This is a genomic window from Streptomyces rhizoryzae (genome assembly GCF_023155275.1).
Taxonomy (GTDB): Bacteria; Actinomycetota; Actinomycetes; order Streptomycetales; family Streptomycetaceae; genus Streptomyces; species Streptomyces rhizoryzae.
The window spans coordinates 51,098-64,490 of the sequence record NZ_JALMUV010000019.1 but is presented as its reverse complement, the minus strand read 5'-3'; the positions used below and the strand labels follow the sequence as shown (position 1 = coordinate 64,490).

Annotated in this window: 9 protein-coding genes; 2 read left to right on the top strand and 7 right to left on the bottom strand. The window is 75.0% G+C overall.

The genetic code is table 11. From position 1 onward, the window contains the following. The first annotated feature begins 110 nt into the window (after positions 1 to 110). Complete coding sequence (gene paaK, locus MUU72_RS17325; protein WP_248014229.1) at positions 111 to 1,472, top strand: phenylacetate--CoA ligase PaaK; 1,362 nt, start codon at positions 111 to 113, stop codon at positions 1,470 to 1,472. 54 nt (positions 1,473 to 1,526) lie between these two features. On the opposite strand, the gene MUU72_RS17320 is transcribed toward paaK, so the two are convergent. The 5 genes from MUU72_RS17320 to MUU72_RS17300 form a co-directional block, all read right to left on the bottom strand. Next, complete coding sequence (locus MUU72_RS17320) at positions 1,527 to 2,327, bottom strand: VOC family protein (protein WP_248014180.1); 801 nt, start codon at positions 2,325 to 2,327, stop codon at positions 1,527 to 1,529. A gap of 81 nt (positions 2,328 to 2,408) precedes the next feature. Next, positions 2,409 to 3,971, bottom strand: coding sequence for an acyl-CoA synthetase (locus MUU72_RS17315; protein WP_248014179.1), 1,563 nt, complete (start codon positions 3,969 to 3,971; stop codon positions 2,409 to 2,411). A gap of 103 nt (positions 3,972 to 4,074) precedes the next feature. Further along, positions 4,075 to 5,625, bottom strand: coding sequence for an acyl-CoA synthetase (locus tag MUU72_RS17310; protein ID WP_248014178.1), 1,551 nt, complete (start codon positions 5,623 to 5,625; stop codon positions 4,075 to 4,077). A 38-nt stretch (positions 5,626 to 5,663) separates the two neighbouring features. Beyond that, positions 5,664 to 6,767, bottom strand: a complete 1,104-nt coding sequence (locus MUU72_RS17305) for an NAD(P)H-dependent flavin oxidoreductase (protein ID WP_248014177.1) — start codon at positions 6,765 to 6,767, stop codon at positions 5,664 to 5,666. 100 nt (positions 6,768 to 6,867) lie between these two features. Next, positions 6,868 to 8,436, bottom strand: a complete 1,569-nt coding sequence (locus MUU72_RS17300) for a phytoene desaturase family protein (protein WP_248014176.1) — start codon at positions 8,434 to 8,436, stop codon at positions 6,868 to 6,870. Positions 8,437 to 8,631: 195 nt separating this feature from the next. Here MUU72_RS17300 and MUU72_RS17295 point away from each other — a divergent pair, with 195 nt between their 5' ends. Next, entirely contained in the window at positions 8,632 to 9,927 is a 1,296-nt protein-coding gene (locus MUU72_RS17295; protein ID WP_248014175.1) for a glycoside hydrolase family 27 protein, read from the top strand. Positions 9,928 to 9,967: 40 nt separating this feature from the next. Here MUU72_RS17295 and MUU72_RS17290 read toward each other — a convergent pair whose 3' ends face one another. Both MUU72_RS17290 and MUU72_RS17285 read right to left on the bottom strand, forming a co-directional pair. Then, on the bottom strand, positions 9,968 to 11,956 hold the full coding sequence (locus MUU72_RS17290) for a serine/threonine-protein kinase (protein ID WP_248014174.1): 1,989 nt from the start codon (positions 11,954 to 11,956) through the stop codon (positions 9,968 to 9,970). A gap of 133 nt (positions 11,957 to 12,089) precedes the next feature. Further along, positions 12,090 to 13,289, bottom strand: a complete 1,200-nt coding sequence (locus tag MUU72_RS17285) for an acyl-CoA dehydrogenase family protein (protein ID WP_248014173.1) — start codon at positions 13,287 to 13,289, stop codon at positions 12,090 to 12,092. Positions 13,290 to 13,393 lie beyond the last annotated feature (104 nt).

The window sequence follows — 13,393 nt, the reverse complement described above, 5'->3', positions numbered from 1 at the left end:
TACCCGGGGACCGTCCGCGGCACGCCTCTTGACGTGTTCGCCGCGCGCTGATTACTTGGACCCGCACGCGGCTACCGAATGATCGGTAGGGACACGAGGCGGTGAGATCCATGCCGGAAGCGGCGACGGACAGCACGACGACCGGCCGGGCGCCCGGCGGACCGGCGGGCGGCTCCTGCGGGGGCGAGTGGTGCGAGGACGCCGAGCGGCTCTCGGCGGACGCCCTGCACGCCCTGCAACTCACCCGCCTGCGCGCCTCGTTGCGCCACGCCTACGACAACGTCCCCTTCTACCGCACGGCCTTCGACCGGGCGGGGGTGCACCCCGAGGACTGCCGCTCGGTGGCCGACCTGGCCCGCTTCCCGTTCACGGTCAAGGACGACCTGCGGGCGCACTACCCGTTCGGGATGTTCGCGGTGCCCAGGGACCGGATCCGCCGGCTGCACGCGTCCAGCGGCACCACCGGGCGGCCCACCGTCGTCGGGTACACCGAGCGGGACCTCGCCAACTGGGCTGAACTGGTGGCCCGTTCGCTCCGCGCGGCGGGCGGCCGACCCGGCCACACCGTGCACATCGCCTACGGCTACGGGCTGTTCACCGGCGGGCTCGGCGCGCACTACGGGGCGGAGCGGCTCGGCTGCACCGTCGTCCCGGCCTCCGGCGGTATGACCAGCCGTCAGGTGCAGCTCATCCAGGACTTCCGGCCCGAGATCATCATGGTGACGCCGTCGTACATGCTCACCCTGCTGGACGAGTTCGAACGGCAGGGCATCGACCCGCGGACCACCTCGCTGAAGGTGGGCGTCTTCGGGGCCGAGCCCTGGACGCAGGAGATGCGCCGGGAGATCGAGGAGCGGTTCGCCCTCGACGCGGTGGACATCTACGGGCTGTCGGAGGTGATGGGCCCCGGCGTGGCGCAGGAGTGCGTGGAGACCAAGGACGGGCTGCACCTCTGGGAGGACCACTTCCTGCCCGAGATCGTCGACCCGATCACCGGCGAGGTGCTCCCGGACGGCGCGCACGGCGAACTGGTCCTCACCTCCCTCACCAGGGAGGCCATGCCGATCGTCCGCTACCGCACCCGGGACCTGACCCGGCTGCTGCCCGGTACCGCCCGGCCGGCCTTCCGCCGGATGGAGAAGATCACCGGGCGCAGCGACGACATGATCATCCTGCGCGGGGTCAATCTCTTCCCGGCCCAGATCGAGGAGATCGTGCTGCGGACGCCCGGCGTCGCACCCCACTTCCAGCTGCGGCTGACCCGGGAGGGCCGGCTGGACCGGCTGACCGTCCGCGCCGAGGCCCGCCCGGATGCCACGGCGGACGACCGCGCGGCGGCGGCCGGCCGGATCGCGCGCGGCGTCAAGGACGGGATCGGCGTCACGGTCGCGGTCGAGATCGTCGATCCGGAGACCCTGGAGCGCTCGGTGGGGAAGTTCAAGCGGATCGTGGACGCGCGGCGGGAGGGGTGACACCGGGCCGGCGGGACGGGCGGCGCCGGCCCGGGCGGCCCGGGGCCCGGCGGGTCAGGCCGTCGACGGATCCCCCTTGATCATCGCGAACGGGGCGCCCGCCGGGTCCGTCACCATCGCCAGGCGGCCGACGCCGGGGGCGTCCATCGGCGGGATGAGGACCCCGGCGCCCGCTTCGAGCGCCGCCGCATAGCCGGCGTCGCAGTCGGTGACGCCGAAGTACGGATGCCACTCGGACGTCGAACCGGCGTCCAGATTCTGCTGCGGGAGCTGGAGGATGCCGCCGTGCGCGGTGTCCTCCCCCACGCCCCCGCCGGGCGCGGAGACGAGGCTGTAGCCGACCTCGCCGCCGGTGGGCACGTCGCGGTGGCTCCACCGGAAGACCGTGCGGTAGAAGCCCTGGGCCGCGGCGACGTCGGTGGTGTACAGCTCCGTCCAGCACAGGGTGTTCGGCTCCATGACCACGTCCAGGCCGGCGACGTCGCCGGGCTGCCAGACGGCGAAGTCGGCGCCGGTGGGGTCGGTGAGCTGGGCCAGCCGGCCGGCCGTGAAGACGTCCATCGGCGCGGCCCGGACCCGGCCGCCGGCCTGCTCCACCGCCGCGCAGGTGGCGTCCGCGTCGGTGGTGTGGAAGTACACCGTCCAGGCCGGTGCCGCGCCCTCCTCCGACAGCGGGCCGACCGCGCCGACGGTCCTCCCGTCGAGCTGGAAGAAGCCGTAGCCGCCGCCCTGCGGGCCGGCCGAGTGGAACGTCCAGCCGAACACCGCGGCGTAGAACGCCGCGGCGGCGTCGACATCGGGGGCGCCGAGATCGAGCCAGTTCGGCGCGCCGGGGACGTAGCGGGTCGTCAGCATGAGGGTGCTCCGATCACACGGTCGTCAGTGCCGTTCCCCAGCATGGCAGCGGGCACTGACACCGCGTCCGCCGCGCGCCGCTCAGCGGGTGCCGAACCGCTCGCGCAGCGCACGCTTGAGGACCTTGCCGCTGGCGTTGCGCGGCAGCGCGTCCACGAACAGCACCCGCTTGGGCACCTTGAACGGCGCGAGCCGGGCCCGCGCCACGGCGATCAGCTCCGCCTCGGTCACCGCACCGGCCCCGCCCGCCCCGTCGGCGCGCCGGACCACCACCGCCGTCACCGCCTCGATCCACCGCTCGTCCGGCAGGCCGATGACCGCGGCCTCGGCCACCTGCGGATGCGTGTACAGCGCGTCCTCGACCTGGCGCGAGGCGACGAGCACCCCGCCGGAGTTGATGACGTCCTTGACCCGGTCGACCACCGTGAAGTAGCCCTCCGCGTCCCGGACGGCGAGGTCGCCGGAGTGGAACCAGCCGTCCCGGAACGCCTCGGCGGTCTCCTCCGGCTTGTCCCAGTAGCCCGTGCACAGCTGCGGTGAGCGGTAGACGATCTCGCCCCGGGTGCCGTCCGGCACCTCCCGGCCGTCCTCGCCGACCACCCGGGCCTCCACGAACAGCACCGGGCGCCCGCAGGAGTCCATCCGGCCCGCGTGCTCCTCCGGCCGCAGCACGGTCGCCAGCGGGCCGATCTCGCTCTGCCCGAAGCAGTTGTAGAAGGCGAGGTCCGGCAGCCGCTCGCGGAGCCGTTCCAGGACCGGCACCGGCATGACCGACGCGCCGTAGTACGCCTTCCGCAGCCCGCTCAGGTCGCGGGTGCCGAAGCCGGGGTGGCCGGCGAGCGCGATCCACACCGTCGGCGGGGCGAACAGGCTGTCCGCGCGGCCCTCCTCGGCCAGTGCCAGGATCCGCTCCGGGTCCGGCCCGTCCAGGACGGTGTTCTCCGCGCCCACCGCCAGGTAGGGCAGCAGGAAGACGTGCATCTGGGCGGAGTGGTAGAGCGGCAGCGCGTGGACGGGGCGGTCGGTCTCCGCGAGGTCGAGGGCGACGATCGCGCTGGTGTACGCGTGCACCAGGGCGCGGTGGGTCATCATCGCGCCCTTGGGGAGCGCGGTGGTGCCCGAGGTGTAGAGGAGCTGGACGAGGGCGTCGCCGCCCACCGCGGGCAGCGGGCCCTCCCCGGCCGGCCCGGCGTCCCCCGCCCCCGCCGCCAGCCGCTCCAGCAGCCCGTCCGGCGCCCCGTGCAGCGGCAGGGCCGGCACGTCCGCCGGCAGCCGGGGGGCCAGGTCCGGGTCGGTGAGGACGAGCGCGCTGCCCGACTGGCCCAGGAGGTAGTCCAGTTCACCGCCGGTCAGGGCGTGGTTGACCGGTACGTGCACCAGTCCGGCGCGGGCGCAGGCCAGGAAGCCGATCAGGTACGCGTCGGAGTTGCGCCCGTAGGACGCCACCCGGTCCCCCGGGCGCAGGCCCCGGGACAGCAGCAGCCGGGCGGCGGCGGTCACCGCCCCGTCCAGCTCGCGGTAGGTCCAGGCGCGCCCGGCGTAGCGCACCGCCGTCCGCTCCGGCACCCGGCGTGCACTGCGCCGCAGGATCCCGTCCACCGTGTTGCCGCGCGCGCCCTCCAGGGCCTCCATGGCTTCCGTCATGCCGAGATCCTGGAGGCCGCCCGGGGGCGGGTCAAGGCACCGGGCGGGGCGGCGCAGGGCCGGCGCGCCCGCCGCCGGGTCCGCGCGGCGGCGGCCCGCGCCGCTAGACGGCGCGTTCGCGCCCCTCCCAGTACGGGTCGCGCAGCCGCCGCTTGTAGAGCTTGCCGTTGGGGTCGCGGGGCAGGGCGGTGGTGAAGTCGACGGAGCGGGGGCGTTTGTAGCCCGCCAGGCGGCGGGCGCAGTGGTCGAGGAGCGCGGCGGCCAGCTCCGGGCCGGGCCGGTGGCCCTCGGCCGGTTCGACCACCGCCTTGACCTCCTCGCCCCAGTCGTCGTGCGGGATGCCGAAGGCGGCGGCGTCGGCGACGGCGGGGTGGGCCAGGAGCACCGACTCGATCTCCGCGGGGTAGATGTTGACCCCGCCGGAGATGATCATGTCGATCTTGCGGTCGCGGAGGAAGAGGTAGCCGTCCTCGTCGAGGTAGCCGAGGTCGCCGACGGTGAAGAAGTCGCCGATGCGGTTCTTCCGGGTCTTGCCCTCGTCCTTGTGGTACGAGAAGCCCCCGGTGGTCATCTTCAGGTAGACGGTGCCCAGTTGGCCGGCCGGCAGCCGGGTGCCGTCGTCGTCGAAGACCGCGATCTCACTGATCGGCCAGGCCCGGCCGACCGTCCCGGGCTTCTTCAGCCAGTCCTCGGCGGTCGCGAAGGCCCCGCCGCCCTCGCTGGCCGCGTAGTACTCCTCCACGCACCCGCCCCACCAGTCGATCATCGCGCGTTTGACGTGGTCGGGGCAGGGCGCGGCGCCGTGCAGGGCGTGCCGCATCGACGACACGTCGTAGCGGCCGCGGCCCTCCGCCGGGAGCGCGAGGAGGCGGTGGAACTGGGTGGGGACCATATGGGTGTGGGTGCACCGGTGCCGCTCGATCAGGCGCAGCATCTCCTCCGGCGCCCACTTGTCCATCAGGACGACGCGGTGCCCCAGGTGCAGGGAGGCGCCGGCGAACTGGAGGACGGCGGTGTGGTAGAGCGGCGAGCACACCAGGTGGACGTTGCCGTCGAACGGGCGGATGCCGAAGATGGCGAGGAAGCCGCCGAGGTAGGTCTCCTCGGGGGGTTTGCCGGGCAGCGGGCGGCGGATGCCGCGCGGGCGCCCGGTGGTGCCGGAGGTGTAGTTCATCACCCAGCCCAGGGTGCGGTCCCCGGGCGCGGACTCCGGCTGCCCGGCCAGGAGTTCGGCGTACGGGCGGAAGCCGCGGACCGTGCCGACGGCGTACCGCCGGGCGGCCGGAAGGCCGGCCTCGTCGGCGGCGGCCCGGGCCGCGTCACCGAACCGCTCGTGGGCGATCAGCACCTTGGCGCCGGAGTCGGCGACGATCCAGGCGATCTCCGGGCCGACGAGGTGGTGGTTGACCGGGACGAGGTAGAAGCCGGCCTGGGCGGCGGCGAGGTAGGCGGTGAAGAACTCCACCCCGTTGGGGAGGACGGCGGCGAACGCGTCACCTCGTTCCAGTCCGGCGGCGCGCAGGCCGTGGACGAGCCGGTTGGCGGCGGCGTGCAGCCGTCCGGCGGTCCACTCGGCGCCGTCCGGGGCGATCAGGACCGTCCGGCCGGGGTCGGCGGTGGCCTGCGCCCAGAAGCCGTTGGGCGTGTCGGTCATGGCGGTGCCCTCCTGGGGTCCTCCTCGGCCGGGCGGGGTCAGGCGCGTCCGGCGATCCGGTTGATGCGGTCGATGGCCCGCTCGAAGCCGCGGGTGAGGTCGTCGAAGACGGCCTGGACACTGCGTTCAGCGGTCATCCGGCCGACGATCTGGCCGACCGGGGTGCCGAGCAGCGGCTCGACCTCGTGCCGCTGGATCCGGGAGTTGGCCTCGGCGACCAGCAGGCCCTGGAGCGGCATCGGCAGCGTGCCGGGGCCCTCGGGGTCGTCCCAGGCGTCGGTCCAGGCGGTGCGCAGCTGGCGGGCGGGTTTCCCGGTCAGGGCGCGGGAGCGGACGGTGTCGCCGGGGCCCGCGGCGAGCAGTTTCGCGGTCAGCCGCCGGGAGTGCAGATCGGCCTCCTCGGTGGTGAGCCAGATCGAGCCGAGCCAGACGCCCTGCGCGCCGAGCGCGAGGCCGGCGGCGATCTGCTCGCCGGTGCCGATACCGCCCGCGGCGAGCACCGGCAGCGGGTCGACGGCGGCCACCACCTCGGGGGTGAGCACCATGGTCGCGATCTCGCCGGTGTGCCCGCCGGCCTCGTAGCCCTGCGCCACCACGACGTCGATCCCGGCGGCCTTGTGGTGGCGGGCGTGGCGCGGGCTGCCGGCCAGCGCGGCGACCCGGACGTCGTGCGCGTGGGCGCGCTCGATGACGTCGGCGGGCGGTGAGCCCAGTGCGTTGGCGAGCAGCTTGATCGGGTAGTCGAAGGCGACGTCGAGCTGGGTGCGGGCGACCTGCTCCATCCAGCCGGTGATCCGCCAGCCGGACGCCTCGCCGGGCGGGAGCGGCGGCACGCCGTACTTCGCCAGAAGCGCCTCGGTGTACCGCCGGTGCTCCTCGGGGATCATCGCCTCGACGTCGGCCTCGGTGACGCCCTCGACCTTCTTGGCGGGCATCACCACGTCCAGCCCGTAGGGCAGTCCGTCGGTGTGCTCCTGCATCCAGTCCAGGTCGCGGGCCAGGTCACCGGGGGCGGTGTAGCGGACCGCGCCGAGCACCCCGAAGCCGCCGGCCCGGGTGATCGCCGCGGCCACCGCGGGGAACGGCGTGAACCCGAAGACGGCGTGCTCGGCTCCCAGCGCGTTGCTCAGCTCCGTCTGCATGCGCGCAGGATGCCGCAGCCCGCCGCCCGAGGGAAGAGATTTTCTGATGCTACGTCAGAAACTTGCCCGGCAAGGGCAGTTGATCGACCGCGCGGCCGGGTCACCCCGCCGCTTCCTCCAGTACGGCCATGGCCGCGTTGTGGCCGGGAATGCCGCTGACGCCGCCGCCGCGGAGGGCGCCGGCGCCGCACAGGAGGACGGCGGGGTGGGCGGTGGCCACGCCCCAGCGGGCGGCGGGGGTGGTCAGGGCGTCCTCGTCGGGCGCGTAGGGGAAGGCCAGCTCGCGGTGGAAGATGTTGCCGCCGGGCAGCCGCAGTTCGCGGTCCAGGTCCAGCGGCGTGCGGGCCTCGACGCAGGGGCGGCCGTCGGCGTCCAGGGCCAGGCAGTCGGCGAGCGGTTCGGCGAGGTGGGCGTCCAGCTGGGCGAGGGTGGCGGCCAGCAGCCGGTCGCGGGTGGCGTCGTGGTCGGCCGCGAACAGGCGGGCGGGGGTGTGCAGGCCGAAGAGGGTGAGGGTGTGGTAGCCGCGGCGGACCAGGTCGGCGCCCAGGATCGCGGGGTCGGTCAGGGAGTGGCAGTAGATCTCCGAGGGCGGGGCGGCGGGCAGCCGGCCGGCCGCCGCCTCCTGGTAGGCGGCCTCCAACTGGCCGTAGCCCTCGGCGATGTGGAAGGTGCCGGAGAACGCCTCCCGGGGGTCGGTGTGCCGGTCGCGGAGCCGGGGCAGCCGGGTGAGCAGCATGTTGACCTTGAGCTGGGACCCGTCGGCGGCCGGCGGTTCGGGCTCGCCGAGCAGGCGGGCCAGTTCGCGGGGGGCGGCGTTGACCAGGACGCGGCGGGCGGCGATCGTGCGCCCGTCCCCGGTGGTGACCTCCGCGGAGCGGCCGTCGGTGGCCAGTGCGGTGACCGGGCACCCGGTGACCAGCTCGGCGCCGGCCCGGCGGGCGGCGCCGGCCAGCGCGTCGGTCAGCGCGCCCATCCCGCCGAGCGGCACGTCCCAGTCGCCGGTGCCGCCCCCGATGACGTGGTAGAGGAAGCAGCGGTTCTGCCGGAGCTCCGGGTCGTGGGCGGTGGTGAAGGTGCCGATCAGCCCGTCGGTGAGCACCACCCCGCGCACCAGGTCGTCCTGGAAGGTGCGCTCGATCAGCTCCCCGAGGGGGCGTTCGAAGAGGGCGTGCCAGGTGGCGTCGTCACCGATCCGGGCGCGCAGCGCGGCGCGGGTGGGGAGCGGTTCGGTGAGGGTGGGGAAGACCCGCTCGGCGAGCCGGCGGGTGGTGGCGTAGAAGTCCCGCCAGGCGTCGTACTCGCGGTCCGAGCCGGTGAGCCGGGCGAACGACTCCCGGGTGCGGGCCCGGCCGCCGCCGACCAGCAGGCCGGTGGGGCGCCCGGCGCGCACCGCCGGGGTGTAGGAGGAGACGGTGCGCTTGCGGACCGCGAAGCGCAGCCCGAGGTCCCGCACGATCTTCGGCGGCAGCAGGCTGACGAGGTAGGAGTAGCGGGAGAGCCGGGCGTCGGTCCCGGCGAAGGCGCGGGCGGAGACGGCGGCGCCACCGGTGCGGTCCAGCCGCTCCAGCACCAGCACGCTCCGCCCGGCGCGGGCGAGGTACCCGGCCGCGACCAGGCCGTTGTGCCCGCCACCGACGATGACCACGTCGTACGAAGTCCGTTCCGGCATGCCTCTTGGTAGCACGCGGGACCGGCGGCCGCCAGGGAGGCCGCGGGGCGGCGGCAGCGGAATGAATCGTCTGTTCGTGCCGGTGCGGCTTCTTGACCGCCCGTCAGGCTGCTCCTAGCGTCCGGCCGTGCGCCGCCCTGGAACCGCCCCGCCGGCCGTTCTCCCGGCCGACCCACCCACCACGTGAGGTGACCCGTGCCCCGTCCGCCGGTATCCCGCATCGGCAGCACCCTCGCCGGACTGACCGCCGCCGCCTGCGCGGCGGGCCTGGTCGCGGCCACCGCCCCCGCCTCCGCCGCCGGCCCGGCCGGCACCCGGGCCGCGGCAAGCTACCCCAATCTCGCGCCGACGCCCCCGATGGGCTGGAACAACTGGTCGTACTACCAGTGCGGCGAGCTCAGCGAGCGGGTCGTCCTGGACAACGCCCGGGCGCTGGTCAGCAGCGGGCTGGCGCACCGGGGCTACCGCACCGTCACCGTCGACGACTGCTGGATGACCAAGCAGCGCGGCCCCAAGGGCGAACTGGTCGCGGACACCGCGAAGTTCCCGCACGGTATGGCGTACCTGGGGCAGGAACTGCACCGGATGGGCCTGAAGTTCGGGATCTACGAGGACGTGGGCACGCTGACCTGCGGGAAGTACCCGGGCAGCCTGGGCCACTTCGCGCAGGACGCCCGGCAGTTCGCCAGCTGGGGGGTGGACTACCTCAAGGCCGACGGCTGCAACGTCCCGGTCCCCCAGGGGCAGAGCAAGGAGCGGGTCTTCCACGACCTGTACGCCCAGCAGAGCCGGGCGCTGCGGGCCACCGGGCGGCCGATCACCTTCTCGATCTCCGCGCCCGCCTACTTCCAGTTCGCCGGGGACCAGGTGTGGCACCAGGTCATCCGGTGGTCCGCGCAGCTGGGCAACCTGTGGCGGGGCGGCAAGGACATCGCGGTGCAGCAGAGCAGCCCGGCCGCGAAGTGGGCCTCGATCGCCTACAACTTCCGCTACAACGCCAACCTCGCCGACCTCCAGCGCCCGGGCCGCTGGAACGACCCCGACTTCCTGCTGGTCGGTGACTCGGGGCTGTCCCGGGACGAGATGCAGAGCCAGATGTCGCTGTGGGCGGTCATGGCCGCACCGCTGATCTCCAGTACGGACCTGACCCGGCTCTCCCCGGGCGCGCTGGCGATCCTGGGCAACCGCGAGGTGATCGCGGTCAACCAGGACCCGCTGGGCGTCCAGGGCCACATCGTGCAGCAGGACGGGGACGCGGTGGTGCTGGCCAAGCCGCTGCGCGACGGGGACCGGGCGATCGCGCTGTTCAACGGGGGCGACAGGGCGCGCACCCTGTCCCTGACGGCGGGGGCCGCGGGGCTGCCGGAGGCGGACTCCTACCGCGTGCGGGACCTGGTGACCGGCCGGTCCGGGCGGGTCGCCCGCACCATCGTGGCCCGGGACGTGCCGCCGCACGCCACGGTGCTCTACCGGGTGCGGCCCGAACGCTGACCGGGGCGCCCGGCCGCCGCGGTCCGGGGGCGGCCGGGGGCTACCGCCGGCCGCCGGCGCGCTCCCGGCGCAGCGCCGCGACCCGGCGGTGCAGGGCGGCCGCCTCGTCCGGCCGGCCCAGCCGCTCCAGGCACTGGGCCTGTTCGCCGCGGCTGGCCAGGGTGTCCAGGTGCGCCGCGCCCAGGGTCCGCTCGCGAGCGTCGGCGACCTGGCGGTGGACGTCCAGGGCCTGGTCCCAGTGCCCGAGCCGGCCCAGGGCCACGGCGATCTCGCGGCGGCTGGCCAGGGTGTCGGGGTGGTCGGCGCCGAGCACCCGGCTGCGGGCCGCGGCGACCTCGCGGGCCTCGGCGAGCGCCTCCGGCCAGCGGCCCAGGCGGCCGTGGTTGACGCCCAGGCCGTGCCGGGCCCGCAGGGTCTCGGGGTCGTCGGGTCCCTGGGCGCGGGTACGGGCCGCCACCAGGTCGCGGTAGTGCGCCAGGGCCTCGGCGCTGCGGCCGAGCCGGCCCAGGGCGACGCCGGTCTCGTAGCGGGCGGCGAGGGTGTCGGGGTGGTCCGGGCCGAGGGCGGCGGTGCGCCCCGCGGCCACCTGCCGGTAGGCCGCCAGCGCCTCCGGCCAGCGGCCCAGCAGCCCGCAGACGTGGGCCAGTTGCCAGTGGCTGGTGAGGGTGTCGGGGTGCCGGTCGCCGAGCACCCGGGCGCGGGCCCCGGCGACCTCGCGGACGGTGGCGCGGCACTCCTCCAGGCGGCCCAGCCGGCCCAGGCCGGCCGCGACGTCGTGGCGGGCGGCGAGGGTGTCGGGGTGGTCCGGGCCGAGCAGCCGCTCCCGGCCGGCCAGCGCCTCGGCGTAGCCCTCCTGCGCCTCGACGTGCAGGCCGGCGCCGGTCAGCGCGCGGGCGTGCGCCAGCGTCCCGGCGAGCGCGGTGAGCAGCGCCTGGTGGTCGCCGCCTCCGGCCGGACGGTCCGGCCCGACGGCCGGGGACGCCTCGCCGCGCAGCGGGTCGCCGGCGGAGGTCCACGCCTCGGTGAGGTCCGCGGCGGCCCGCCCCGCGGGCGTCCGGCGCGGCGGCCGGGTGCCGACGGCCGGGGCGCCGGGGGTGATCCCGCGGGCCCAGGGCGGCAGTGGCAGGGCGGGCACCGTCGGGTCGCCGGGGGCCGGGGCGGCCGTGCGCGGGGGGCGGCGGTGGCGGGCGTCGGCGAGCCGTTTGGCCAGTTCGCCGGCGTTCCTGGGCCGGTCGTCCGGTTCCTTGGCGAGCAGGTCCAGGATGATCCGCTCGTACGCCTCGGGCAGGTCGGGGCGGACGGCGCGCGGCGGGTCGGGGGTGGTGTCGCGGTGGCCGACCAGGACCGCCCAGGCGTCACCCTGGGCGAACGGCGGGGCGCCGGTGGTGATCTCGTAGAGCACGCAGCCCAGGGAGTACAGGTCGCTGCGGTGGTCGACGGTGCCGCCGGCGATCTGCTCGGGCGACATGTAGTGGGGGCTGCCCATGGCGACGCCGCTGCCGGTCAGCCGGTCGGTGAAGCCGATGTCGTGGCCGAGGCGGGCGATGCCGAAGTCGCAGATCTTGACCGTGCCGTCGGTGGTGCGGACGAGGTTGGCCGGCTTCAGGTCGCGGTGCACCACGGCCTGTTCGTGGGTGTAGGCCAGGGCCGCGGCGGTCTGCTCGGCGATCTCGGTGATGTCCGGGACGGGCAGCGGCTGGCGGCGGTTGTCGTCCAGCAGCTGGCTGAGGTTGCGGCCGTGGAGCAGTTCCATGACGAGGAAGAGGATGCCGTCGTCCTCGCCGAAGTCGTGCACGACGGTGACACCGCGGTGCTGGAGCCCGGCCGCGACCCGGGCCTCCCGGCGGAAGCGCTCGCGCAGCACCCCCAGGAAGCCCGGCTCCTGACGCTCCCCCATCGGCTTGAGGCACTTGACCGCGACCTGGCGGCCCAGCGCCTCGTCCCGGGCCCGCCAGACCTCCCCCATGCCGCCGCGTCCGATGGTGTCGAGCAGGCGGTACCGCCCGTGGATCAGCCTGTGCTCCGCCATCCGTATCGCCGCCCCCGCTCCCGCGTTCAGCCGCGTGGATCCCCCTGTGTGTACTGCGCGTCCAGTATGGCGGCCCCGGCGCGGAGCTTGTAGGTCCCCGGCCGGGTGGCGGTGGCGGGCGCGGGCGTCCGCTTCAGCGCCGGACCCGGGGCATACCGAGGCCGATCCAGGAGATGATCTCGCGCTGGATCTCGTTGTTGCCGCCGCCGAAGGTGAAGATGACGGCGGAGCGGTAGCCGCGCTCCAGTTCGCCGTGCAGGACCGCGCCGGCCGAGCCCTCGGTCAGCGGTCCGGCCGCGGCGGTGACCTCCATCAGCCAGGCGTAGGCGTCCCGGCGGGCCTCGGAGCCGTAGACCTTGGCGGCCGAGGCGTCCTGGGGGGTGAGCGTGCCGCGCTGGACCGCGTCGACCATCCGCCAGTTCATCAGCTTCATGGCCTCCAGCCGGGCGTGGGTGCGGGCCAGCCGGCCGCGCACCCAGCCGAGGTCGAGGACCCGGCGGCCGTCGGCGAGTTCGGTGGCGGCCGCCCACCGGCGGACGTCGTGGAAGGCGCGCAGGGCCATGGTGCCGTGGGCGGCCAGGGTGACGCGTTCGTGGTTGAGCTGGTTGGTGATGATCCGCCAGCCCTCGTTCTCCCGGCCGACGCGGCGGGCGGCGGGGACGGTGATGTTCTCGTAGTAGCTGGCGGTGGTGTCGTGGGAGGCGAGGGTGTTGATCAGGGTGCAGGAGTAGCCGGGGTCACTGGTGGGGACCAGGAGGAGGGTGATGCCCTTGTGGGGCGGGGTGCCGGCGTCCGCGGGGGCGGTGCGGACCGCGAGCCAGACCCAGTCGGCGGTGTCCCCGTTGGTGGTCCAGATCTTCTGGCCGTTGACGACGTAGTGGCCGGTCTCCTCGTCGCCCTCGCGCACCGCGCGGGTCTTCAGGGCGGCGAGGTCGGTGCCGGCGTCGGGTTCGCTGTAGCCGATCGCGAAGTCGATCTCGCCGGAGAGGATGCGGGGCAGGAAGTACGCCTTCTGCTCGTCGGTGCCGAACCGCATCAGCGTGGGGCCGACGGTGTTGAGCGCCATCAGCGGCAGCGGGACGCCGGCCTGGGCGGCCTCGTCGAAGAAGACGAACTGCTCCATGGGGGTCAGCCCGCGGCCGCCGTACTCCGCCGGCCAGCCGACGCCCAGCCAGCCGTCCGCGCCCAGCCGGCGCACGGTCGCGCGGTAGAAGCGCTTCTGCGCGGCCGGGTCGGCGTACCGGGCGTAGGCGTTGTCCGGTACCAACGTGCCGAAGTACGCCCGCAGTTCGGCGCGCAGCCGCTGCTGTTCCGGGGTGTAGTCCAGGTGCACGGCCCCTCCACCAGGTCCAGGTCGGTCCGGTCCGGTCGCCGCGCGGTGCCGCGGCCGCCGCGCCGGGCACGGCCCGCCGGGTGCGCGGAGTCGTGGGGCACAGT